The organism is Blautia sp. MSK.20.85 (assembly GCF_013317245.1).
Lineage (GTDB): Bacteria > Bacillota > Clostridia > Lachnospirales > Lachnospiraceae > Blautia_A.
Map to the genome: position 1 here is coordinate 62,011 of NZ_JAAIUN010000003.1, position 25,609 is coordinate 87,619.

Genomic DNA, 25,609 nt, shown 5'->3' on the forward strand with positions numbered 1-25,609 from the left:
GTCCGGTTTTATAATAACAACATCTGAAACAGATCTTATTTTTATCTATAAGCGTCTTTATAAGACGAACTTTTCGGAACGGTTCCGTTCCATATGATATCCACAATTTTTATTGCGAAACAGACAGAAAGCAGGTTTTTATGGACCAGTATATTTGGGGCCGGTCGCCGCCAGATCTTTCGGACGATCGGGATAAAAAACTTCTTTTCCCACAGCAGGAAATCTTTGTCAAAATAGTATATAAAACAGAATATAGAAATGAAAATATTGTTTCGATGTATATTTAATGCAGCTTTGTTTTTGATGCTCATAGTTGCTATGGTACTTCTCCTTCCGGGTCTTTTCGGGATACGCCCATATGTGGTTTATTCCGGATCCATGGAACCGAAGATTCCAACAGGAGCCGTTGTTTTTACAAAAGAAGGAGCGTATTCCCCTGAAACGGGAGATATTATCACATTTCATAATGAAGATACCGTTGTTACACACAGAGTTGTGAAGAAAGAAGAAGGTACCTTTATCACAAAAGGCGACGCCAACAAGAACGCAGATCCGATTCCTGTGGCAAAGTCGCAGATCATCGGGCGGGTGGTCTTTTGCCTGCCTTATCTGGGCTATATCATATATTTTCTGAAAGCCCGGATCCCATTTACTGCCGTATGTATTATGGCAGGTCTGTCAGTGATCTCTGATCTGGCATATACCCCAAAAAAGAATAAAAAAAATTGCATGGAGGAATGAATTTATGATGAAAAACAGAAAAATGGTAAAAGGAATCGCGCTTGGAGCAATGATCGCAGCACTGGCAGCTGGAGGAACTGCGGCATATCTTACAGATTTTGAAACAACTACCAACAGTTTTACAGTGGGTAAAGTAGATATTGAACTGGATGAACCAGGGTGGAAACCGGAAGAGAATACAAAGATTGTTCCTACTCAGGTGATCAAAAAAGATCCATATGTAAAGAATGTTGGCGTAAACGAAGCGTTTGTGTATCTGGAGGTGTCGGTGCCTGTCAGTGAAGTAATTACCGCGGCTCAGGACGGGACCAGAAATGCCCTGGCAAAAACAGAACTTTTCAGTTATGCAAAGAACAATGACTGGACACAGCTGGAAAAAAAGGAAATCGGACAGAATATGGTGTATACCTACGCTTACAACCATATTTTAAATCCGGGAGAAAAAACAACAACACTGTTTGACACAGTAACTTTTGCCAATATCATTGAAGGACAGCTGGATACACAGCAGCTGGATATGCCGGTGCGTGCTTATGCGATTCAGTCCATGAATACCGGGGATGACAGTACAACTGTTCTGGAACAGGCCAAGGCTGCATATCAGAAATATGTAAATCAGAATAAAGGACAGGCTGGTGGTGTCACCAGATGAAAAATCTGAAAATTTCTGTATGTTTTTTTCTTACTGCCGGTTTTCTTTTGACAGCAGGAACAGCTGCATATCTTTCCGCTTCTGATCAGAAAGTAAATACACTGGCAGTAGGACATGTGACAACAGAAATAGAAGAAAATTTTCCGGATCCGACTCCGACACCAGTGGAAGAGAATCCCTCCTATATTAAAGAAATCTGGGCAGGAAACTTTTCCGGTGGTGAAAGAGGATTTCATGCGGATTGTTATGTGAGAATGGCTCTTTCCTACTCCAATTATGATGTTGGAAAAGGGGTGGAACTTCTTGGACTGGATACAGTAAACTGGCTGTATAACAATGAAGACGGGTATTATTACTATCGAAATGTTGTCACGGAAGGAGAGAAAACCACACCTTTATGCAGCGGATTCCGCATTGATTCGTCTAAGATCGATGATACATATAAGGACAGTATTACTGACTTTGAGATCAATGTGTATGAAGAATCGGTTCAGGCAGAAGGATTTTCTGATTTTGAAAGTGCCTGGAACTATTTTAAAAACCCGATATCTGCAGATACAGAGAGGAGTGAAAAGCTTGAAGAAATTTCTTAAATGGATACTGGCGGGAATTCTGACAGCTGGCAGTATTGCAATGTGTGTATCTGCGTATGGAAAATTTTCGGATTCAGTAACTGTGACGAACCATATTTCTACCGGTGATATCAATATTTCGATGAAAGAACTGGAAAAAAAGAATGGAAAAGAAATTTTGTATCAGAATCAGAAAATGGTCCTTCCTGGTGACAGGATATCCAAAATCCCAAGGATCACAAATCGTTCGGAACCGTGTTGGGTAAGAGTGAAGATCACGTATGCAGATAACCTGGAAAACCGAAAAGGATTAAATGACACCAATCTGACGGGAATGCCGAAATACTGGGTAAAAAAAGGTGCGTATTTTTACTGTACCAGAAAGCTGGAGCAGGGAGAAAGCGCAGATATCTTTACCGGAGTGACAATACCGGAAGAATGGACAGAACCTTATCAGGAGAAAAAACTGGGGATCACGATCGTGGCAGATGCCATTCAGGCTGCAAATTTTTCACCGGATTTTAATGCTATGTCGCCCTGGGGAAATCAGGAGATCCTGCGATGCATACATGATACCAACGGCCGGGTTGTAAAACGGAAGAGTCAGGTTAAGCTCAGGGTAGTATTTGAGAGAGACGCACATAAACTGATCGCGGCTCCGGAAGATTTCTTTGCAGGATTTTCTGCGGCAATGCCGGGAGATGTTCTTGAGGATTCTGTTAAGATCAAAAATGCAACGGAAAATACGGCGGAGATTTTTTTCCGCACTTCAGCGGAATGTAAGTCTGTGAAAGATCAGGAATTTCTGAAAAAGTTAAAGCTTGTGATATCAATGGATGGAAAGAAACTGTATTCCGGAGATCTTTTGGCTGTTTCTCTGAATAAAGCTGTTTCGCTGGGAATATTCCAACCGGGAAAATCCGGAGAAATGAAGTTCCAGATTACAGTTCCATCAGAGCTTAATAATGATTTTGCACTTCGTAACGGGGATGTAAAATGGATATTTTCCGTAGAAGAAGATCAAAAAGAAAAAATACAGCCATCTCAAACTCCTGCCGGGCAGTCCGAAAAAGAAGAAAATTCTGATGGATATTCTAGGAAAACAGAAACTTCTTCCGGGAAAACAGCTCCGGTAAAAACAGGAGATGATACAGGAATCCGATTTTTCCTGATTTTGGAAGGAGTGGCCCTTCTTGCCGGAATTCTGGTACTCAGGAAAGGAGGAAGAAAAAATTGAAAAGAAAAATAACCGGTACATTGCTGGCACTGCTGATCTCTGGTTCCTCCATAGTTGCTTCTGCCAGTACGGTTATGGGAATCTCTTCAGAATATCTGCCAGAGATAGAGGAAGCTGTGGAAAATGAAGATCCAGAAGATGGTGGATCAGAAACAGAAAGTATACAGCAGGAACAAAATGTAGTTTCTGATACAGAAGAAACACTGGCACAGGGTGATTCCGAAACAGAGATTTCGGAAAATAAACAGTCTGGAAATTTTTCTGAAAATGATAAGAAAACAGCAGAAATTTTTTCAGAAGAAGAGCAGCAGTCCGGTGAGGAAGCGGATTTTGCGGTCTTTTCGGAGGAAAATGCAGATCTTCTGACCGGAAACAGCGAAGAAGCACAGGAACTGATCCAGGATATTGAAAATGGAGAAATGATTGCGTTTTCACCGGCTCTTGCGGAGAGTTTTACGCAGACGGAAAGTGCACAGGTAACGGCAGACGACAATGAGACTCTTGCGGTTACTGCGTTGGGTGCTTCTCAGTACTACCTGGATGTCTGGACAAGAGTTTACTGTGATGAAATCTGGACAGCTGCAAATGATTTCTGGGGATCCGGAAACCAGACCCGCATGGGCTGCACTTATCGATCCGTACACTATGTAGATGATACGGGAGCAGAAAAAGTTTCTCCTTTATATTGTCTGAAAGCCACAAAAGATGGCGTGGACAGCACTACACTGAAAAATGATGCAGTCAAAGTGCTGAAAAATTCTACAGTTCAGAAACTGCTGTATTTTGGATATGGCGGTCCGGGAGATCTGGGAATCAGTTATGATCCATCCTGCGGTCACATAAACTGGTCGAAATGGCAGAATCGATATGTTTTTACACACATTGCTCTTTCTAAAGCATATTTTAATGATTGTGGCTATGCGACAGAAACTGAGGTGGAGCATGTGGGAATCAACCGTTTCCTGAATAAGATCAGGACATTGACGATTCCACCCAGAAATAAAGCTGCTTTGTCTGTTTATGGAGAAAACGGCTGGATATCTGCAACTGGTCAGACAATTCCACTTAGTGTATTTCGATCGAGGCCGGACAATCTGCCGTATATACCGAATAGTATGAAAAACGGATTTCAGATGAGCCCGCTTTTGAAAATAACAGATGGAGGAAAAGCGGGAAATGGGATTATAATAACCAGGCCGGCCACAGCAACCTGGCAGCTTGCCTATTGGGAAAGTGCAGCAGACCGGGAAGCACATCTGACAAGTCCGAATATGATGAGTGGTACAAGTCTGACTCTGAAAGATGGGGCCCGCTTTTACCTGATCTTTCCACTGGAGACGTCAGCATCACAAAAGTATTCCTGTAAAATGCTGTTACAGCCGGTTTCTTATATTCTGGTAGATGGAAAATCACAGACAGGAAAAGATGGAGTGCAGGATTTTGGAGCATACGTATATCAGGGAACAAGAGGACAGCTCACGTTTTCAATGAAACCATCTGGTTACGGAAATGTAAAAATTACCAAGACAGAGGCTAATACCGGAAAAAAGATTGCAGGTGCACAGTATGCGATCTATGCGGCAGAAGCATTGAAGTCCGGTTACCGTACCAGATATAAAAAAGATCAGAGGATAGAGATCGGAACCACAGATAAAACGGGAGTTTACACATTTTCCAAATTGATTCCGGGTAAATATTATGTGAAAGAAATAAAGGCACCAACAGGCTATCTCTTAAGCACAGCGATTAAAAGTTTTACTGTTTTATCCGGAAAAACAACGGCTGTAAGTGTGACAGATATTATGGATATCAGTGGAACAGTTGTTATTACAAAAAAAGATGGTGATACCGGAGATCCGCTTGCCGGTGCGGCATTTACTTTATATGAATGGAGCAAGAAGACAGGAAGTTATGGAAAAACCGGAAAAGCACTGACTTATGACAAACAGAAGCGAACCTATAATTCGGAAAAATTTTCTTATACGGAGGATAATCAGGGAAAATTCCGCATCCGTGAGACAAAAGCACCTGTAAATTATACTGGAAACTGGCAGAAAGATATCAGGCTGACAGAGCCAGGAACAGCTAAAACCTTTACCTTTGAAGCCCTGAATTATCAGAAAAATAAAAGGAAAATTGAAATCCGGAAAACGGATGAAGAAAACGGAGATATTCTGGAAGATGCAGAGTTTACGCTGTATGAATACAGTGCTGCCAGGAAAGCGTATAAGACAACAGGAACAGTTCTGCAATATGACAGTGAACAGCAGCTTTATGTCAGTGAAGAACTTTTGCAGACAGCTGATAATACCGGAAAATTTAAAATAACAGAAACCAGGAATCCGAAAGGATATGAAGGAAAATGGGAACAGGAAGTAGATATATCAGATGAAAGCGTAAGTCTTTTTCTGGAAGTACAGAATAAAAAAGTACCAGAATATAAGGGAGTTATCCGCCTGAAAAAAACAGATGTATATACTGGAGAGCCGCTTACCGGAGCGGAATTTACAGTTTATCAGTGGAACCAGGAAAAGAAAGCCTATGAAGATGATCTGGGCGAAAAGAGAATTTTAAGATATGACAGCGACAGAGAATCGTACTATACGGAAGAACTTCTGATCACAGAGGAAAACGGTGGGAAGTTCCGGATCGTGGAAACAAAAAATCCGGAGAACTACAAAGGCAATTATGACAAAACCGTTGTTTTTGAGAAAAAAGAAGGTGTGTTGACGAGTGAGATTTTTCTGCAGGCCGAAAATACACCTGTGATCCTGCCTTTTGGAACGATTACTGTAATGAAGAAAATAAAAGAAGCGGATATTATCTGGGCGCATGGAAATCCAACATTTTTCTTTTCTGTAGAAGGAACAGATCTGGCGGGCGTTTCTCATCATTATGAAGATTATGTGACTTTTGTGCCAGACAGTTACGAAGTGGATGAAAATGGCTATGCCGTTGCCGCAGTTACATTTCAGAATATTCCCCTGGGTCAGTATACAGTCTGGGAAAAACCTGTTTTACGGTACTATCTGAAAGAAGTCCTGGCAAATACAGAAAATGTCCGGATCGTGAAAGAAGCAGAGGCAGCCTATGGAAAAGATCCAAAAGAAATTGCCACAGGTGTTGCTGCCTTAACAATGGAAAACAGAGAGGCATCTCTTACTTTTGTGAATGAAAAAGCCAGATATGACAGGTATTCTCACAATGACTGTATAAAAAATACGATTCCCTTACTGTTTTCATAAGAAAGAGACCGGGAGAATAGAAGCAAAGAGCTTTTGTTCTCTTCGGTCTGTTTTGGGATTTCTGGCATATTTCAGGACAGAAGCCTTTAAAATAGAACAGAGAGAATTTTATAGGAGTGAGTTTATGAAATACAGCAGGATCAAAAAGAGTATAGTGGTATGGAGCATAGCACTGAATTTTATTTTCAGCCCTCTTGGTGTCCGGGGAGAACCTGACGAAACGCTGGAAAATTCAAATCAGAACCTTATTGAAGCACCAGGTGCGGTACTGATGGAGAAAGAGACAGGCACAGTGATCTATTCCAGAGATCCGGATACGAAAAGAAGCCCTGCAAGCATTACAAAAATTATGACGCTGATCCTGATCTTTGATGCCATTCGGGATGGCAGGCTGCATTTGGATGATACGATCACGACAAGCGCTTATGCGAAATCCATGGGCGGTTCCCAGGTATATCTGGAAGAAGGGGAAACACAAAAAGCAGAAACCATGATCAAATGTATTGTGATCGCATCCGGAAATGATGCCAGCGTGGCAATGGCAGAACATCTTGCAGGGACTGAGCAGACCTTCGTGGAACAGATGAATCAGAGGGCAGAGAAACTTGGCATGAAGAACACACATTTTGTGGATTGTTGTGGGTTGACAGAATCAAAAGATCATTATACCACTCCTTATGATATTGCACTTATGAGCCGGGAACTGATCAGTCGGTATCCGGAAGTTCTTACATATTCGTCGGTATGGATGGAAGATATTACCCATGTAACCAGAAAAGGTTCCTTCAAATTTACTCTGACGAATACAAATAAACTGCTTCGGAGTTATGAAGGATGTATGGGACTGAAAACAGGAAGTACCAGTATTGCTAAATATTGTCTCAGTGCAGTGGCAAAAAGAAACGGGATTACACTGATCGCTTCTGTGATGGCAGCGCCGGACCCCAAAACAAGATTTCGTGATGCGGCTGCCCTTTTAAATTATGGTTTTTCAAAATGTATATTATATACAGATGATGTACCGGAAAAATTGAAACCTCTGAAGATCCGAAAGGGAGTAAAGCAGGAAGCCAGTCTTGTCTATAAAGGAAAATTCCGATATCTCAGTACAGATGGAACAAAACCGGATCATGTGAAAAAGAAAGTGGTTCTTCCAGAAGAACAGACTGCTCCGGTGAAAAAAGGAGAAAAAGCCGGAAAACAGGAATACTATCAGAATGGAAAGAAAATAGGAAGTATTGATATCCTGTATGGAGAGACAGTACAAAAAGCGGATTATCACGACTGGCTGAAATGTGCGGCATGGGAATATCTTTTATAGGCAGCATTTTGTAAATGCAAACATGTTTTTGACAAAAATGCCTGACAGGATGTATAATAAAGCGGATTGGAGAAATAACAGAACAGAGAAGGGATTTTGCATGAAAGAGATCAGAACAGAAGATGCAGTAGGATACATTCTGTGCCATGATATCACACAGATCATAAAAGATGAAAAAAAAGGCGTTCTTTTCAAAAAGGGGCATGTGGTAAAAGAAGACGATATACCGCTTTTGCTCTCAGTAGGAAAAGAACACCTTTTTGTCTGGGAAAAAAAAGAAGGAATCCTTCATGAAAATGAGGCGGCAGAAATTCTTTACAGAATCTGTGCGGGCGATTCCTTGAAAATGCATGGAACAGATATCAAAGAAGGTAAGATAGAAGTGGTATCAGAAATAGATGGTGTTCTGAAGATCCGACGAGAAGCACTTGTGGCAGTCAATTCTCTTGGAGAGATGATGATCGCATCCAGACATGGGGACTTTCCGGTAAAAAGAGGAAATAAGATCGCAGGGACCAGAATTATTCCTCTTGTGATCGAAAAAGAGAAAATGGACGCTGCCAAAGAAGCTGCAGGAGAGTATCCTGTTTTTGATATCCTGCCCTATCATCAAAAAAAAGTCGGTATTGTCACAACCGGAAGTGAGATCAGAAAAGGCCTGATCCGGGATACATTTACTCCTGTGCTGAAAGAAAAACTTTCTGAATTTCCAACTGAAATCATCGGGCAGGTAATGCCGGGTGATGACAAAGCACTGATCACAGAAGAAGTTCTTTCTTTTGCAGATGAGGGGGCGGATCTGATCATCTGTACCGGAGGAATGAGTGTGGATCCTGATGACCGAACCCCCGGAGGAATCCGTGATACGGGAGCGGAGATCATAACTTATGGCGCACCGGTACTTCCGGGAGCAATGCTTCTGGTGGCATATCTGAAACGGAATGGAAGACAGATTCCGGTACTCGGCCTTCCGGGATGTGTCATGTATGCAAAAAGGACAGTATTTGACCTGATCCTTCCGAGAATAATGGCAGATGATAAAATAAAAGCGGAAGAAATTAACGCACTTGGAGAAGGTGGACTCTGTCTGAACTGTCCGGTCTGTACATTCCCGAATTGTGGTTTTGGAAAATAAAATGAAAAAATTCAGAATAAAAAAATACCAGATTTATACGAATAAAATCCGGAATCTGGAAGGGATACGATTTGTTTTACTTGCAGATCTTCATGGATTTTCTTACGGAAGAGATAATGCCGGACTTATTGAAGCGATACGCAGGGAAAAACCGGATGCTGTACTGTCAGCCGGAGATATGGCGGTACGTACCTGTCCGGATACGCTGGTGACTGCATGCAAATTGCTGAAAGAGCTTGCACAGTATTTTCCGGTATATTATGCCCTGGGAAATCATGAATATAAAATGTCTCTTTCAGAAGAAAACGGAAAACAATACAGGATATATGAAAAAACGCTGAAAAAGGCGGGGGTGCATATTCTGAGAAATGAACATGAACATGCGATCCTGAAAGGAAACAGCATCTGTTTCTGGGGGCTGGAACTGCCTATTGAATATTATCATAAGCCAAGATCTCCCAAACTAAAAAAAGAAGTCATGGAAAAACTGATAGGAAAACCGGGAAGAAATGGAATGCAGGTTCTCCTGGCACATAACCCCAAATACGGAAAAACATATTATGAATGGGGTGCAGATATGATCTTGTCCGGACATTATCATGGAGGTGTTGTACGATTCAGTGAGCATTATGGGCTTTCTTCTCCTCAGTATCTGGTATTGCCGCCTTTCTGCTGCGGAGATTTTCATAAGGGAAACCAGCACATGTTTGTCAGTGCAGGACTTGGAGAGCATACGCTTCCTCTGAGGATACACAACCCAAGAGAATTGCTGGTGATTGATGTAAAACCTTCCGAATAAATGAAATGAGGAAATGTTATGGCAATATCTGTTAAATTAAATGTGTTTGAGGGTCCGTTGGATCTGCTGCTGCATCTGATTGACAAAAACAAGATTGATATCTATGATATTCCTATTGTGGAGATCACAGACCAGTATATGGAATATCTGCATTCCATGGAGAAGGAAGATCTTGGCGTTATGAGCGAGTTTCTGGTCATGGCAGCTACTCTTCTGGATATCAAATGCAAAATGCTCCTTCCTAAAGAAATCAACGAAGAAGGTGAAGAGGAAGATCCGAGAGCAGAACTGGTGCAGAAACTTCTGGAATATAAGATGTACAAATATATGTCCTATGAATTAAGGGACAGACTCGGGGACGCGGCAGGAGTTTATTACCGGAAACAGGATCTTCCGGAGAAAGTGCTGCAATATGCACCACCATCTGATCCACAGGAACTCCTGCGGGGGCTGACACTGGAAAAGATGAGTGCGATTTATCAGAGCTTGATCCGCAGGCAGGAAAATAAAATTGATCCTATCCGAAGCAAATTTGGCCGGATCGAAAAAGAAGAAATTTCATTGTCAGACAAACTCCTGGAGATGCGGGACTATGCAAAAGAACATCGTAAATTCAGTTTTCGGCAGCTGATGGAAGATCAGCATTCCAGAGTACAGCTGATCGTTACGTTTCTTTCGATTTTGGAGCTGATGAAAATGGGACATGTTCATGCAGAACAGGCAGATCTTTTTGATGATATTCACATAGAAGTTATCACGGATCCGGAAACATGGAAGAATCTGACAGAGTTTGCGGAAGAATAACACAGCAGGAATGAGGACGATAAGTGGAAATCAAACGAATTGAAGGGGAAATTGAAGCGATTCTTTTTGCAATGGGCGAAGCAGTAGAATTAAGCCGTATTGCCAAAGCAATCCAGCAGGATGTTACAACAACAGAGAATATCATCCGCAATATGATGATTCATTATCAGGAGGAAGAACGGGGAATTCAGATTATTGAATTAGAGAATTCCTTTCAGCTTTGCACAAAAAAAGAATATTACGATTCCCTTATAAGGATTGCTGCACAGCCGAAAAAACCAACGTTGACAGATGTTATGCTTGAGACACTTTCGATCATTGCCTACAAACAGCCTGTCACAAAAGCAGAAATTGAAAAAATCCGTGGTGTGAAATGTGATCATGCCATTAATAAATTGATGGATTATGATCTGGTGAGAGAACTTGGCCGTCTGGATGCACCGGGACGTCCGATCCTTCTTGGAACAACGGAGGAATTTTTGCGCTGCTTTGGTGTTCAGGGCCTTGATGAACTTCCGGAAATGGATCCTGTTCAGCTGGAAGATTTTAAGGCGGAGGCTGAGGAAGAAATTCAGTTGAAACTGGATGTATAGAAAGCAGAAGACATCAACAGATACCAGAATCTGCTGTACAGGGGGAGGATTATGTCCACTTTATAAGCAAAAGAGGAGGAACAGAAAATGCCCACAACTTACACACATGATCTTTTTGGAAAAAGGGTTTGCCGAAAACTTCCTGAAAAATTGCAGCATCTGATCCGCAGCAATGGAAATCTGTATCGGATCGGACAGCATGGCCCGGATATTCTCTTTTATTATTTTATATCAAAAAATCCGGTGACACAGTATGGAGTAAAGATGCATGGAGAAAAAGCAAGGGAATTTTTTGAAAAAGGTATGGCCAGGGTCAGGAAAGAAAAAAATCCGGCACTGATGGCATATATGCTGGGATTTGGATGCCACTATATTCTGGATTCTACCTGTCACCCCTATGTAAACCAGGTAGCAAAAGAGGGCAAGATTTCCCATACACTTCTGGAAAAAGAATTTGACCGTATGCTGATGTATGAGACTGGAAAGAATCCTCTGCATTTTTATCCGTCCCACGGTATCCGCGCAAATTTTTTCAGTGCTTGGACGATTCATCAGGTACTGCCGGCTATTCGTACCTGGAATATTTACCTGTCACTGAAGATGATGAAGATTTTTACCTGTATTCTGGTATGCGATGATGGAGGAAGAAAGAAAAGACTTTCAGAACATGCTCTTTCTCCGGCAGGAAAGAAACGAGCTGCTTTTATCACAGAGTTTTTTATGAGCCCGGAACCGGAGGTTGATTGCAGAAAAGAACTTCTGAAACTGGACAGCCTTATGGAAGAAGCTCTGGAAAAAGCGCCGGATATGCTGGAAGAACTGGCTGCACTGGCAGTTCGTCCGGGACATCTTTCCGAACGATGGAATCTGACTTTTAATGGATAACAAGTTTGACAGATAAAAAGAGAAAGTTATATCACGGAGACACTTCTGCATAAAATTAAAAATATAATGGTTACTGCAAACAATTATAGAAATGTGTGTGGGGTGATCGTATGAAAAACAGGCGTATGGCCGCTGTCGTGCTGATGACAGCGGTCCTTATTATTCTGCAGATTTTTCCTGTGTGGGCAAAAGAGGAGCAGCTTTATGCACTCTCAGCGGTTCTTATGGACGGAGAAACCGGACGGGTGCTGTATGGAAAAGAAGCTTATAAAGGACGGCCCAATGCCAGTACTACAAAAGTCATGACCTGCATTCTGGCGCTGGAAATGGCTTCCGGAGACGATTATGTACAGGTTTCCAGAAATGCCGCATCACAGCCACAGACACACCTGGGAATGCGGGAAGGCCAGCAGTTTTATTTGGAAGATCTGTTATATTCGCTGATGCTGAAAAGCCATAATGATACGGCAGTAGCCATTGCAGAACATATTGGCGGCTCTGTGGAAAAGTTTGCGCTCCTGATGAATGAAAAAGCAAAATCACTGGGATGTACAGGCACACATTTTGTAACGCCAAATGGGCTGGATGCAGAAGATGAAGGAGGAGTTCATCATACAACTGCCAGAGATCTGGCACTGATCATGGCATATGCCATAAAAAATGCGACATTTGTTCATATCACACAGACCAGGGATTATACATTCTCAGATATTTCCGGAAAGGAACATTATTCGGTTCATAATACCAATGCATTTCTGGATATGGAGACTGGTGTGATTTCCGGAAAAACCGGTTTCACCGGCAATGCCGGATACTGTTATGTCTGTGCTGTACGACAGGATGAAAAACTGTTTATTGTGGCACTGCTTGGATGTGGCTGGCCCGGAAACAAAAATTACAAATGGTCCGATACAAAAAAACTGCTGTCTTATGGCAGGGAAAATTACAGTTATGTGCTTCTCCCGGATCTTCCGGACCTTCCGGAAATCACAGTGACAGATGCTGTGCCGGAGGAAAACAGTCCATACCCGGAGAAAGATAAAGATTCAGCATATCCGGAACAATTGCAGAGGAGATTAAAAGTACATGCGTCTCTGCCGGAGAAAGAGCAGACGAAAAGATATCTTCTGAAAAAAACAGAAACAATTATATGGGAAACAGAACTTCCGGATAAAATAGCAGCACCTGTACGTGAAAATCAGAAGATCGGTACACTTCATGCAATGCTGAATGGAAAAGAAATAGTCTCCTGTTCTGTGACATCGAATGAAAAAATCGGCAGAATCACCTATAAATGGTATGTAAATAAGATTTTTCAGGATTATTTTCACTGATCGGTCGACCCCTGACATCTGTCAGGGGTTAATTTTTTAACATTCATGACGAAAAGTATTGAATTTTCGCTTAAAAAAAGGTACAATTATACTCGGCTGAATTTTTGGTTATATTAATAAAAAAATGGAGGGCATAGTATAATGAGTAATGCGACACAAAGCGTAGCGGCTGCAAGGATCAATTCCCTGCTTGACGCCAACAGTTTTGTTGAGATCGGACAGGCTGTCACAGCCAGAACTACAGATTTCAACATGACTGAAAAAAAGGCACCTTCAGACGGTGTGATCACCGGATATGGTGTGATTGACGGCAGCCTGGTATATGTATACAGCCAGGATGCATCTGTACTGAACGGAACAGTTGGTGAGATGCATGCCAAAAAGATCGCCAAAATTTATGATCTTGCTCTGAAAGTTGGAGCACCTGTTATCGGTCTTGTAGACTGTGCGGGACTTCGTCTTCAGGAGGCTACCGATGCACTTGAGGCATTTGGTGAGATTTATCTGAAACAGACACTGGCATCCGGCGTTGTTCCGCAGATCACTGCTGTTTTCGGAACATGTGGTGGTGGAATGGCAGTTGTACCGGCTCTTACAGATTTTACATTTGTAGAAGAGAAAAAAGGCAGACTGTTTGTAAACACTCCGAATGCACTGGAGGGAAACAGAGTGGAAAAATGCGATTCAGCTTCCGCCCAGTTCCAGAGTGAGGAGACAGGACTTGTTGATGGTATCGGAACAGAGGATGAGATTCTTGGACAGATTCGCACACTGGTCAGCATGCTTTCTGAGAATAATGAAGACAATGACAGTTTTAAAGAATGCACAGACGACCTGAACAGAGTATGTGATGATATCGCAGGCTGCACAGGCGACACAGCAATCGCTCTTTCAAGAATCGCTGATAATGGTGAATTCTTTGAGACAAAGGCAGCTTACGGACAGGATATCGTAACAGGTTTTCTCCGCCTGAACGGAGCTACTGTTGGTGCAGTTGCAAACAGAAGTGAGTCTTATGACGCTGATGGTAATAAGACAGAGGTTTCTGATGGAACTCTTTCTTCCAGAGGCGCAAGAAAAGCAGCAGAGTTCGTAAAATTCTGTGACGCTTTCGAGATTCCGGTACTTACTCTTACCAACGTAACCGGATTTAAAGCCACTCTCTGCAACGAGAAGATGATGGCTAAATCCGTAGGTGAGATGGTACATGCTTTTGCATCTGCAACGGTACCGAAGGTAAATGTTGTGATCGGTAAAGCATATGGAACTGCATACGTTGCCATGAACAGCAAATCTGTCGGAGCAGATATGGTTTATGCATGGGATAGCGCAGAGATCGGTATGATGGATGCTTCCCTTGCAGCCAAGATCATGTATGAGGGAGCTGACGCTTCTACATTGAATGAGAAGGCAGCTGAGTACAAAGAACTCCAGAACGGTATCGCATCTGCAGCAGCAAGAGGATATGTGGATACTGTGATCAAAGCAGAAGATACAAGAAAATATGTAATCGGTGCTTTTGAGATGCTGTTCACAAAAAGGGAAGACCGTCCATCCAAAAAGCATGGAACAGTCTAAGTGAGGTGAGCGTATGAGACAGTTTTATAAAAAGATCTCTTCTGTCTGCATGGCACTTCTTTGCATAGCTGCACTTCTGATCGGATGCACAGCTACTGCATGGGCTGCTGATGAGGTTGATGATTCTGTAAAGAGTCAGCTTGTTACAACAACAAAAGGCCTGACAGATGCGATCATCGCAATGTCCGAGGATGATATCCAGGGCTATCTGGAATCAGAGGATGCTTTCACACAGAGCGCAGCAAGCGCCTGGGACGGTTCCAGAGAAGAACTTGGTGAGAAAAAAGGTGATATCGATGAAAAAGATATCACAGTAGAGTATTCCGATGACCAGTACACCGTTGTTGTTCCGGTATCCTTCGAGAAAAACAAAGCGAATTTCACTTATGTATTTGATAAATCAGGAACACCGACTTCTCTTACTGTTGATGTGAATTATACACTGGCACAGAATATGGAGAAGGCAGCCCTGAACACACTGATGGGTCTTGGTACCGTATTTGTGATCCTGGCATTCCTGATCTTTGTGATCTCTCTTTTCAAATATATTCCTGGCCTTGTGGAAGGAAAGAAAAAAGAGAGCGCACCGGCACCGGCAGCCGCAGCACCGGCACCAGCCGCTGCAGCACCAGTTGCTGAGCCAGTCGTAGAGGATGTTACAGATGATGGTGAGCTTGTTGCCGTGATTGCAGCAGCGATTGCTGCTTCTGAAGGAAAGACAAGCACAGACGGATTTGTAGTCCGCTCCATCCGTAAGATCAACCGCAGAAAAAGATAATCATTATTTAGGAGGATTTTAAAATGAAGAGTTATACAATTACTGTTAACGGAACAGCATATGAAGTTACTGTAGAAGAGAACGGAAACGCAGCAGCTCCAGTTGCAGCAGCACCTAAGGCAGCAGCACCGGCACCTAAGGCAGCACCGGCAGCAGCACCTAAGGCAGCAGCACCGGCAGCAGGCGCAGGTTCTGTTAAGGTTTCCGCAGCCGTTCCTGGAAAAGTTGTAAAAATCGTTGCATCTGTTGGACAGAGCGTAAAAGCTGGTGACAGCGTAGTGATCGTTGAGTCCATGAAGATGGAGATCCCGGTTGTTGCTCCTCAGGATGGAACAATCGCCAGCATCGATGTTGCAGAGGGTGCTGCCGTTGAAAATGGAGATACTCTTGCAACAATGAACTAAACAGGAGGTAGACAAATGTCTTATGTAACAAATACCCTGTCAAACCTGATCCATCAGACAGCATTTTTCAACCTTACCTGGGGAAACTACCTGATGATCGCAGTGGCATGTGTGTTCTTATATCTTGCCATTAAACATGGTTTTGAGCCGCTACTGTTGGTTCCGATCGCTTTTGGTATGCTTCTGGTAAATATTTACCCGGACATTATGCTGAGCATTGAGGATTCATCCAATGGCGTTGGCGGACTTCTTCATTATTTTTACTTACTGGATGAGTGGAGTATTCTTCCTTCACTGATCTTCCTGGGTGTCGGTGCGATGACAGACTTCGGTCCGCTGATCGCAAACCCGATCAGTTTCCTGATGGGAGCAGCTGCACAGCTTGGTATTTACCTTGCATACTTCCTTGCAATTTTCCTTGGATTCAACGGAAAAGCAGCAGCAGCGATCTCTATCATCGGTGGTGCTGATGGCCCGACTTCCATTTTCCTTGCAGGTAAGCTTGGACAGTCTTCTCTTATGGGACCGATCGCAGTAGCAGCATATTCTTATATGTCTCTGGTACCGATCATCCAGCCTCCGATCATGAAGGCGTTCACAACAGAGGAAGAGCGTAAGATCAAAATGGCGCAGCTTCGTCCTGTTACAAAACTTGAGAAGATCCTTTTCCCGATCGTTATCACAATCGTTGTTTGCCTGATCCTTCCGACAACAGCTCCACTTGTTGGTATGCTGATGCTCGGAAACCTGTTCCGTGAGTCCGGAGTTGTTAAACAGCTTTCTGAGACAGCTTCCAACGCACTTATGTACATCGTAGTAATCCTTCTTGGAACATCTGTAGGTGCTTCCACAAGTGCTGAGGCGTTCCTGAACGTAGATACACTGAAGATCGTAGTTCTTGGCCTTGTAGCCTTTGCCTGCGGTACTTTTGGTGGTGTCATGCTTGGTAAGCTTCTTTGCAAGGTTACTCATGGAAAGATCAACCCGCTGATCGGATCCGCCGGTGTTTCTGCCGTTCCTATGGCAGCCCGTGTATCCCAGAAGGTTGGTGCTGAGGCAGATCCTACAAACTTCCTGCTGATGCATGCGATGGGACCGAACGTTGCCGGTGTTATCGGTACAGCTGTTGCTGCCGGTACATTCATGGCTATCTTTGGCGTCTGATCCATCGTCTTATAAAATTTTGTAAGGAGAATAATTATGGCAGAAATAGAGAAAAAACCTGTGAAAGTTGTGGAAACGATCCTGCGTGACGCTCATCAGTCCCTGATCGCTACACGTATGAGCACAGAGCAGATGCTTCCGATCATTGATAAGCTCGATAAAGTCGGCTACTATGCAGTTGAGTGCTGGGGCGGTGCTACTTTCGATGCTTCCTTACGTTTCCTGAAAGAGGATCCGTGGGAAAGACTTCGTAAACTCCGCGACGGCTTCAAAAATACAAAACTTCAGATGCTGTTCCGTGGACAGAATATCCTTGGATATCGTCCATATGCAGATGATGTAGTAGAATATTTTGTACAGAAATCCGCAGCTAACGGTATCGATATCATTCGTATCTTTGACTGTATGAATGACCTTCGTAACCTTCAGACAGCTGTAAAGGCAGCAAACAAGGAAAAAGCACATGCACAGGTTGCAATGGCTTACACACTTGGAGATGCTTACACACTGGATTACTGGACAGACCTTGCAAAACGTATCGAGGATATGGGTGCAGATTCCATCTGTATCAAAGATATGGCAGGACTTCTTGTTCCGTACAAGGCTACTGAGCTTGTTCAGGCCCTGAAAGAGACTGTAAAGATCCCAATCGATCTTCATTCTCACTATACATCCGGTGTTGCTTCCATGACATACATGAAAGCAGTAGAGGCTGGCGTTGACATCATCGACACAGCTATGTCACCATTTGCGCTTGGAACATCCCAGCCGGCAACAGAAGTTATGGTTGAGACCTTCAAGGGAACACCATATGATACAGGATTTGACCAGCAGCTTCTTGCTGAGATCGCTGACTACTTCCGTCCGATGCGTGATGAGGCACTTGATACAGGCCTTCTGAATCCGAAGAACCTTGGCGTAAACATCAAGACTCTTCTGTATCAGGTACCAGGTGGAATGCTTTCCAACCTGACATCACAGCTGAAAGAGCAGCATGCTGAGGATAAGTTCTACGAGGTACTTGAGGAAGTTCCGCGTGTTCGTAAAGATCTCGGTGAGCCGCCACTTGTTACACCGTCTTCTCAGATCGTTGGTACACAGGCTGTATTTAACGTGATCATGGGCGAGCGTTACAAAGTTGTGACAAAAGAGACAAAAGACGTATTAAGCGGTAAATATGGTGCAACAGCCAGACCGTTTAATTCGGAAGTACAGAAAAAATGCATCGGTGATATTGAGCCGATCACATGCCGTCCGGCTGATCTTCTGGAGGACGAGCTTGATAAGCTTGAGAGTGAGATGGCACAGTACAAGGAGCAGGATGAGGATGTTCTGACATACGCACTGTTCCCACAGGTTGCCATGGACTTCTTTAAATATCGTCAGGCTCAGAAGACCAAAGTTGATGAGACTGTGGCAGATACCAAGAACGGCGCATACCCGGTATAAAGCACACATAGAAATGCAGACGCATTTCAATACAGGAAAAGGAGCTTGCTGTATGCAGGCTCCTTTGTGCATAAAAAAGATAAAAAAGGCAGGATAACAGGTAATGTCCAAAGTTGCGATCATAGGCGGCGGTGCCGCCGGAATGCTCTGCGGTGTATATGCTGCGCGCAGAGGACACCAGGTTCACATACTGGAAAAAAACGAGAAACTTGGAAAAAAGCTTTTCATCACCGGAAAGGGACGGTGCAACGTCACCAATGATTCCGATACCGAAGAACTTTTTCCGGCAGTGATGTCAAACCGTAAATTTCTTTACAGCGCTTTCTACACCTATGGAAGCAGAGATGTGATGGAATTTTTTGAGGAAGCAGGAGTGCCGCTGAAAACAGAGCGTGGAAACCGGGTTTTTCCGGTATCGGATCATTCATCAGATATTATCCGTGCGCTTGAACGGGAACTGAAAAAAGCCGGAGCGCAGATCCATCTTCATACAGAGGTAAAGGAAGTTTGTACGCAGGATGAAAAAGTTACCGGCGTATTACTTTCGGACGGTACCTTTTTTGAAGCTGATGCAGTGGTAGTTGCCACAGGAGGGCTTTCCTACCCGTCCACAGGCTCCACTGGAGACGGATATCGTTTTGCTGCTGAGACGGGGCATAAAGTTGTTTCCCAGTCACCATCACTGGTGCCACTGGTGGCAAAAGAAGATTATGTCTCCAAACTTCAGGGACTTTCCCTTCGGAATGTGGAACTGACAGTAAGATCCGGCAAAAAAGTCCTCTATAAAGACTTTGGCGAGATGATGTTTACTCATTTCGGAGTTACAGGACCCTTGATCCTTTCTGCAAGTGCCCAGATCGGCAAAAAACTGGAAAAAGAGCCTTTGCAGGCTTTCCTGGATCTGAAGCCGGCGCTTGATGCAGAACAGCTTGACGCCCGGATCCTGCGTGAATTTGATGCAAATCATAACAAACAGTTTAAAAATGTGATCGGTGTTCTTTTTCCGTCTTCTCTGACTCCGATCATGATCGAAATTGGCGGTATCCCCGGGGAGAAACCGGTACATGAGATCTCCAGGGAAGAGCGTCAGGCTTTTGGCCGTCTGATCAAAGCCTTTCCATTTACGATCACGGGAATGGGAGAGTTTAAGGAAGCGATCATCACAAGAGGCGGTGTGTCAGTAAAAGAGATACAGCCATCCACGATGGAATCCAAAAAAGTAAAAAATCTGTATTTTACAGGCGAAGTGCTTGACCTGGATGCAGTGACCGGTGGCTATAATCTTCAGATCGCGTGGTCTACAGCATATGCGGCAGCACAGGCGATCGAATAACAGAAAAGAGGAAGGGAGCATTTGATTATGGGTATTAATATTGCAATTGACGGACCGGCAGGTGCAGGAAAAAGCACAATTGCAAAAAAAGTGGCAAAGGAGCTGTCCTTTATCTATGTAGATACAGGAGCAATGTACCGGGCCATGGCATTTTATCTTCTGGAAAAAGGAATCAGCGGTGATGAAAATATCTCCAAAGCATGTCATGATGCAGATATTTCTATCCGTTACGAGAATGGAGAACAGCAGGTGATTCTTAATGGAAAGAATGTAACGGCATTTCTCCGTAAGGAAGAGGTTGGAAATATGGCATCGGTAAGTTCTGCCAATCCGGAAGTGCGCGCGCATCTTCTGAAACTGCAGCGCAACCTTGCGGCCGAGAACAATGTAGTTATGGACGGAAGAGATATCGGAACCACTATTCTTCCCAATGCAGAAGTAAAAATCTTTTTGACTGCAAGTGCCAAAACCCGCGCAAACAGAAGATATCTGGAACTTACAGAGAAGGGTGAAGCCTGCGATATGGATGAGATCCTGAAAGATATCATTGACAGAGATGAGAGAGATATGAGCCGCGCCGTTTCCCCGCTTAAACAGGCAGAGGATGCAGTTCTTGTTGATTCTTCAGAGATGGGGATTGAGGAAGTGGTTGAGAGTATCCTTTCTGTATACAGGAAAAAGGTGAATTGATGAAGGTAAAAGTTGCAGAAACTGCCGGATTCTGTTTTGGCGTACAGAGAGCAGTAGACCGTGTTTATGACCTGATCGGTTCCGATGCTGCACCGATCTACACACTGGGCCCGATCATCCATAATGAGGAAGTCGTCTCAGATCTGGAAAAAAAAGGCGTGGCTGTGATCAGCGAGGAGGATCTTGCCACTTTAAAAGATGGCACCGTTGTGATACGTTCCCACGGAGTCGGCCGTAAAGTCTATGACAAGATTAAAAAATATGGCCTCGGGTATGTGGATGTCACCTGTCCTTTTGTGCTGAAGATCCACAAGATCGTTGAGAGAGAAAGTGCCAGAGGTGCCCATATTGTGATCATTGGTGACCCGGATCACCCGGAAGTTCAGGGAATCTGCGGATGGTGTCAGGGACCGTACACTGTGATCAAAAATGCCGAAGATGCTGAAAGATTCACCATTTCTCCGGAAAAAGAAGTGTGTGTAGTGTCACAGACGACATTTAATTACAACAAATTTCAAGAATTAGTTGAAATTCTTCGCAAAAAGAGTTATGATAATAATGTTTTAAATATTCTAAATATTTTAAACACTATTTGTAATGCTACCGAAGAACGGCAGAAAGAAGCTAAAGCGATAGCCGGAGAGGTAGACACTATGCTGGTCGTAGGCGGCCGACATAGTTCCAATACTCAAAAGCTGTTTGAAATATGTAAAAAGGAATGTGGAAATACTTACTATATACAAACACCTGTAGACTTGGATTCTGAAATGTTCCAATGCAGTAGTTGTGTAGGTATTACAGCAGGGGCTTCCACCCCAAAGAAAATTATTGAGGAGGTTCAAGAACATGTCAGAGTTAAGTTTTGAACAGATGCTGGAAGATTCCGTAAAAACAATCAGAAATGGAGAGATCGTACAGGGTACCGTCATCGATGTTAAAGATGATGAGATCATCCTGAATATCGGCTATAAAGCAGACGGTATCATCACAAAGAACGAGTACACAAACGATTCAAGCGTTGTGCTTACAGACGTTGTTAAACCTGGCGATACCATGGAAGCAAAAGTTCTCAAAGTAAACGACGGAGAGGGACAGGTCACACTGACCTACAAACGTCTTGCTGCAGAGAAAGGCAACAAACGTCTTGAGGAGGCATTTGAGAACCAGGAGGTTCTGAAAGCTCCTGTAACACAGGTACTTGACGGTGGTCTTTGTGTTAACGTTGAGGAAGCAAGAGTATTCATTCCTGCAAGCCTCGTATCCGACACATATGAGAAAGACCTTTCCAAATACGCAGATCAGGAGATCGAGTTCGTTATCACAGAGTTCAACCCAAGAAGACGCCGTATCATCGGTAACCGTAAACAGCTTCTTCTTGCTGAGAAAGCTGAGAAACAGAAAGAGCTTCTTGCTAAGATCAACGTTGGTGACAAAGTTGAGGGTGTTGTTAAGAATGTTACAGATTTCGGTGCATTCATCGACCTCGGCGGAGCAGACGGACTTCTTCACATCTCTGAGATGTCCTGGGGCAGAGTAGAGAACCCGAAGAAAGTCTTCAACGTAGGCGATAAAGTTACAGTTCTTATCAAAGATATCAACGGAGATAAGATCGCACTTTCCCTTAAATTCCCGGAGGAGAACCCATGGCTTACAGCTGCTGAGGACTTCGCAGTAGGAAACGTAGTAAAAGGTAAAGTTGCACGTATGACAGATTTCGGTGCATTTGTTGAGCTTGCACCTGGAGTAGATGCACTTCTTCATGTATCTCAGATCTCCAGAGAGCACGTTGCAAAACCATCTGATGTACTTTCCATTGGCCAGGAGATCGAGGCTAAAGTTGTTGATTTCAACGGCGAGGACAGAAAGATCAGCCTCAGCATGAAAGCACTTGAGGATCATTCTGCAGAGCAGACAGAGGAGTAATTTTCTCAGAAACTGTACAGAAGATATTATATTTTGAAATTTCAGAGGCCGTCACTGCAAATGTGACGGCCTTTTTTGAGGAAGATTTTTTATTTTGTCAGAAAAAGCGAGTCCTTTGAGAAGGGCTCGCTTTTTCAGTATATGAGAGGGACGACGTTATTTCAGGATGGAAAGATAATATGGAAGACAGTGTTTCAGATAGGTTTTTTGTTTTAAAGGATTTTTCAGAAAATCTTCTGTTACGGGGAACCAGGTGTAGCAGGTTTCCTTTCTGGCAGGTCTGCGGAGCTTTTTATCCATGCAGGCACTTAATGTTTTGGGCATTGCAGTGTCTTCAGAAGGAATGTAATCATAATCCTTGTAATTGGAGTAATATTGCTTTAATCGTCCGTTTTGAGATTTTACGAGAAGACGAACACGATCTTTTTGTCCTGTTATGTAGAATTCTTCACTATGATTTGAGAACTCTACAGGCATATCATAAAAAATTTTAATAGTAAAAGTCAATTGTTCGTCTTGAATTTCACAATCCAGAGCTTCGTAATCTTCTTCAAAGAGAGCAAGATAAGACAGCATGGAAAATATTTTTCCAAGGCCAAGAAGATCTTCCTGATTGTGTCCCATAACGACTTCCCCTGCTTCCGGTTTCTTTCCGGAAGCGAATTGTTTATAAAGACGGATACATGCACCTCCATCACAGTAAATACGATCCGTGATGCCCAGGAAAGCTTCTATAGAAGGCTGATTCATTCTGGAGAGTTTAAGGAGCCCTTTCAAAGGCTTTAACTGTCGATAAAGATCCATAGAAGGCAGGCTTTTAAAAGGAGACGGAAGCCCGTGGATCTGATAGCGTGCTTCCAGATAAGGCTGGTCAAAACTGTCTCCGTTATACTGGATTGTACAGGAAAACTTTTCCAGAAATTTCGAAAATGTTTTAAGAAGTTCGTATTCTTCATCCTCATTTTCGATCATCCACTGATACATCTGCCAGTTATTTTCTTCGTAGGTGACGGCACCGACCAAATACAGAAAAGTGGAATTTCGTGATAGTCCTGTAGTTTCGATATCATAGAAAAGTGGTGCAAAATGTTCTGAAAAAACGTGATTTCTAGTCAATTTTTTAACAGTCTCAAAGTCTGGAAACCCTTGTAAAATCGGCATTTTTTTAACAATCATGTTAATTTCCTCCTTTATGGATTGTATCTGATTATACACAAAAAAAATGTTTTTCTATAGTGCAATTTAAGGTGAAATGAGTTATAGTATATTAGTAGAGTTGATGAAAAAAACAGGAAATGGTACTGGATTTATGTGGGAATTGACAGTGAGAAAAAATGACTACTATCACTTCATAAATTGGTTTTTCATCTATCATTCTCTTGAGAGAATTGTGAGTATTTCTTACTGAAGTATATCACAGCATGGCATAGGGAATCAATCTTTCATACATAGCTGGACAGGGATGAGGGATTTCCTGGTTGCTGTTCATTCCATGAGCAGTAACACTTCCGGTTCATCTGAAAGAAGAGAAAAAAGAAAAATCAGAAACACGGGAATCAACTTTGAAAATAAGTGTATGCACAGCACGGAAACGCAATGTGCATGTACTTGCAAAGAATAAAGGAGGAGATGAGATCTATGGCATTTTTAACCTTCAGGGGTGGTATCCATCCTTATGACGGCAAAGATTTGTCAAAAAACTGTCCTGTTGAGAAGTATCTGCCGAAAGGAGATCTGGCAATTCTTGTTTCTCAGCACATCGGAGCTCCGGCCAAGCCCATCGTAAAAAAAGGTGATCATGTGCTTGCAGGACAGAAAATCGCAGAAGCAGGAGGATTTGTTTCCGCCCCGATACATTCGTCTGTATCAGGAACTGTAAAGGGAATCGAGAAGCGTCTGACAGCAGTAGGCGCCATGGGAGATGCGATCATCATTGAGAATGACGGTCTGTACGAATCTGTGGAATACACACCTGCCAAACTTTCGGATCTTTCCAAAGAAGATATCCTGAAAAGAATTCAGGAAGGCGGAGTTGTAGGACAGGGCGGTGCAGGTTTCCCGACCCATGTAAAGCTTTCACCTAAAGAACCGGACAAGATCGACCATATCCTGGTAAACGGTGCGGAGTGTGAGCCATACATTACCAGTGACTACCGCAGAATGATGGAAGAACCGGAAAGCGTTGTAGGCGGACTGGAAGTAATCCTGAAAGCTTTCCCGAAAGCGGTGGGCTGTATCTGTATTGAGGACAACAAACCGGACTGTATTGCCAAGATGAAAGAAGCCATTAAAGGCAAAGAACGTATGGAAGTAAAAGAACTCAAGACCAAATACCCGCAGGGTGGTGAGCGTACATTGATCTATGCGGTAACAGGCAGAGAGATCAATTCTACCATGCTTCCGGCAGACGTAGGATGCGTGGTTGATAACGTAGAGACCGTTACTTCTGTTTATAAAGCAGTAATCCTGGGACAGCCGGTTATCAGCCGTAATGTCACAGTGACCGGAGACGGTATCCGCACACCGAAGAACTTTTCCGTTCTTACAGGAACAGATCTGTCAGAACTGGTAGACGCTGCAGGTGGCCTGAAAGAAAAGATCGCAAAAGCAATTTCCGGCGGACCAATGATGGGATTTGCGCTGTATGATCTTCATATTCCATGTACGAAGACAACTTCTTCCCTGCTTTTCCTGGAGCGTGACGCAGTATCCGAAGCGAAACAGATTCAGACTGCATGTATCAACTGCGGACGTTGCGTAAGCGTCTGTCCAGGCCATGTGGTTCCCGCCCGTCTTGCAACTCTTGCAGAACACGGCGATATGGCAGGATTCGAAAAAATGGATGGTATGGAATGCTGTGAATGTGGCTGCTGCAGCTACATCTGCCCTGCCAAACGACCTCTGACTCAGAGTATTAAATCTATGAGAAAAATGGTTCTTGCTGAACGCAAGAAAAAGAAATAGGGGGAGGA

Annotated in this window: 23 protein-coding genes; 22 read left to right on the forward strand and 1 reads right to left on the reverse strand. The window is 43.3% G+C overall.

The window, feature by feature from the left end; all coding sequences use genetic code 11:
* Positions 1 to 258 precede the first annotated feature (258 nt).
* The 21 genes from G5B12_RS02525 (at position 259) to rpsA (ending at position 22,637) form a co-directional block, all read left to right on the forward strand.
* Positions 259 to 741, forward strand: coding sequence for a signal peptidase I (locus G5B12_RS02525; RefSeq protein WP_118062955.1), 483 nt, complete (start codon positions 259 to 261; stop codon positions 739 to 741).
* Positions 742 to 745: 4 nt separating this feature from the next.
* A complete protein-coding gene (locus tag G5B12_RS02530; protein ID WP_021977771.1) occupies positions 746 to 1,393 on the forward strand; it encodes a TasA family protein in 648 nt (215 codons plus the stop codon).
* Entirely contained in the window at positions 1,390 to 1,986 is a 597-nt protein-coding gene (locus G5B12_RS02535) for a hypothetical protein (protein WP_118062953.1), read from the forward strand. Before G5B12_RS02530 ends, G5B12_RS02535 begins: the two co-directional genes overlap by 4 nt.
* Complete coding sequence (locus tag G5B12_RS02540) at positions 1,970 to 3,202, forward strand: hypothetical protein (protein WP_174087684.1); 1,233 nt, start codon at positions 1,970 to 1,972, stop codon at positions 3,200 to 3,202. The genes G5B12_RS02535 and G5B12_RS02540 overlap by 17 nt, the downstream gene beginning before the upstream one ends.
* Positions 3,199 to 6,447: a SpaA isopeptide-forming pilin-related protein gene (locus tag G5B12_RS02545; RefSeq protein ID WP_174087685.1), complete on the forward strand. Its 3,249-nt coding sequence runs from the start codon at positions 3,199 to 3,201 to the stop codon at positions 6,445 to 6,447. Before G5B12_RS02540 ends, G5B12_RS02545 begins: the two co-directional genes overlap by 4 nt.
* A gap of 124 nt (positions 6,448 to 6,571) precedes the next feature.
* Positions 6,572 to 7,768: a D-alanyl-D-alanine carboxypeptidase family protein gene (locus tag G5B12_RS02550; protein WP_174087686.1), complete on the forward strand. Its 1,197-nt coding sequence runs from the start codon at positions 6,572 to 6,574 to the stop codon at positions 7,766 to 7,768.
* A gap of 100 nt (positions 7,769 to 7,868) precedes the next feature.
* Positions 7,869 to 8,903 (forward strand): molybdopterin-binding protein, encoded by a 1,035-nt coding sequence (locus tag G5B12_RS02555; protein WP_174087687.1) that lies wholly within the window; start codon positions 7,869 to 7,871, stop codon positions 8,901 to 8,903.
* A gap of 1 nt (position 8,904) precedes the next feature.
* Entirely contained in the window at positions 8,905 to 9,702 is a 798-nt protein-coding gene (locus tag G5B12_RS02560; protein WP_174087688.1) for a metallophosphoesterase, read from the forward strand.
* Positions 9,703 to 9,720: 18 nt separating this feature from the next.
* Positions 9,721 to 10,506 carry a segregation and condensation protein A gene (locus tag G5B12_RS02565; RefSeq protein WP_174087689.1) on the forward strand — a complete coding sequence of 262 codons (786 nt, stop codon included), beginning with the start codon at positions 9,721 to 9,723 and terminating at the stop codon, positions 10,504 to 10,506.
* A gap of 23 nt (positions 10,507 to 10,529) precedes the next feature.
* Complete coding sequence (scpB, locus tag G5B12_RS02570) at positions 10,530 to 11,099, forward strand: SMC-Scp complex subunit ScpB (RefSeq protein ID WP_021977779.1); 570 nt, start codon at positions 10,530 to 10,532, stop codon at positions 11,097 to 11,099.
* An 87-nt stretch (positions 11,100 to 11,186) separates the two neighbouring features.
* Entirely contained in the window at positions 11,187 to 11,984 is a 798-nt protein-coding gene (locus G5B12_RS02575; protein WP_174087690.1) for a zinc dependent phospholipase C family protein, read from the forward strand.
* Positions 11,985 to 12,094: 110 nt separating this feature from the next.
* Positions 12,095 to 13,318, forward strand: coding sequence for a D-alanyl-D-alanine carboxypeptidase family protein (locus tag G5B12_RS02580; RefSeq protein WP_174087691.1), 1,224 nt, complete (start codon positions 12,095 to 12,097; stop codon positions 13,316 to 13,318).
* A gap of 141 nt (positions 13,319 to 13,459) precedes the next feature.
* Positions 13,460 to 14,896 (forward strand): acyl-CoA carboxylase subunit beta, encoded by a 1,437-nt coding sequence (locus G5B12_RS02585; RefSeq protein WP_174087692.1) that lies wholly within the window; start codon positions 13,460 to 13,462, stop codon positions 14,894 to 14,896.
* A 13-nt stretch (positions 14,897 to 14,909) separates the two neighbouring features.
* Complete coding sequence (locus G5B12_RS02590; protein ID WP_174087693.1) at positions 14,910 to 15,674, forward strand: OadG family transporter subunit; 765 nt, start codon at positions 14,910 to 14,912, stop codon at positions 15,672 to 15,674.
* 23 nt (positions 15,675 to 15,697) lie between these two features.
* On the forward strand, positions 15,698 to 16,078 hold the full coding sequence (locus tag G5B12_RS02595) for a biotin/lipoyl-containing protein (protein ID WP_015524870.1): 381 nt from the start codon (positions 15,698 to 15,700) through the stop codon (positions 16,076 to 16,078).
* Positions 16,079 to 16,093: 15 nt separating this feature from the next.
* Complete coding sequence (locus G5B12_RS02600; protein WP_021977785.1) at positions 16,094 to 17,242, forward strand: sodium ion-translocating decarboxylase subunit beta; 1,149 nt, start codon at positions 16,094 to 16,096, stop codon at positions 17,240 to 17,242.
* Between the two features lie 36 nt (positions 17,243 to 17,278).
* Complete coding sequence (locus tag G5B12_RS02605) at positions 17,279 to 18,691, forward strand: oxaloacetate decarboxylase subunit alpha (RefSeq protein WP_174087694.1); 1,413 nt, start codon at positions 17,279 to 17,281, stop codon at positions 18,689 to 18,691.
* Between the two features lie 103 nt (positions 18,692 to 18,794).
* A complete protein-coding gene (locus G5B12_RS02610) occupies positions 18,795 to 20,024 on the forward strand; it encodes an NAD(P)/FAD-dependent oxidoreductase (protein WP_021977787.1) in 1,230 nt (409 codons plus the stop codon).
* A gap of 27 nt (positions 20,025 to 20,051) precedes the next feature.
* Entirely contained in the window at positions 20,052 to 20,714 is a 663-nt protein-coding gene (cmk, locus tag G5B12_RS02615) for a (d)CMP kinase (RefSeq protein ID WP_118062939.1), read from the forward strand.
* Positions 20,714 to 21,580, forward strand: a complete 867-nt coding sequence (gene ispH / locus G5B12_RS02620) for a 4-hydroxy-3-methylbut-2-enyl diphosphate reductase (protein WP_118062937.1) — start codon at positions 20,714 to 20,716, stop codon at positions 21,578 to 21,580. The genes cmk and ispH overlap by 1 nt, the downstream gene beginning before the upstream one ends.
* A complete protein-coding gene (gene rpsA, locus G5B12_RS02625; RefSeq protein WP_021976537.1) occupies positions 21,561 to 22,637 on the forward strand; it encodes a 30S ribosomal protein S1 in 1,077 nt (358 codons plus the stop codon). Before ispH ends, rpsA begins: the two co-directional genes overlap by 20 nt.
* Positions 22,638 to 22,793: 156 nt before the next feature.
* Here the strand turns inward: rpsA and G5B12_RS02630 are convergent, their stop codons facing one another.
* Positions 22,794 to 23,813 (reverse strand): ribonuclease H-like domain-containing protein, encoded by a 1,020-nt coding sequence (locus G5B12_RS02630; RefSeq protein WP_021976538.1) that lies wholly within the window; start codon positions 23,811 to 23,813, stop codon positions 22,794 to 22,796.
* Positions 23,814 to 24,275: 462 nt separating this feature from the next.
* Here G5B12_RS02630 and rsxC point away from each other — a divergent pair, with 462 nt between their 5' ends.
* Complete coding sequence (gene rsxC, locus G5B12_RS02635; protein WP_021976539.1) at positions 24,276 to 25,601, forward strand: electron transport complex subunit RsxC; 1,326 nt, start codon at positions 24,276 to 24,278, stop codon at positions 25,599 to 25,601.
* Positions 25,602 to 25,609 lie beyond the last annotated feature (8 nt).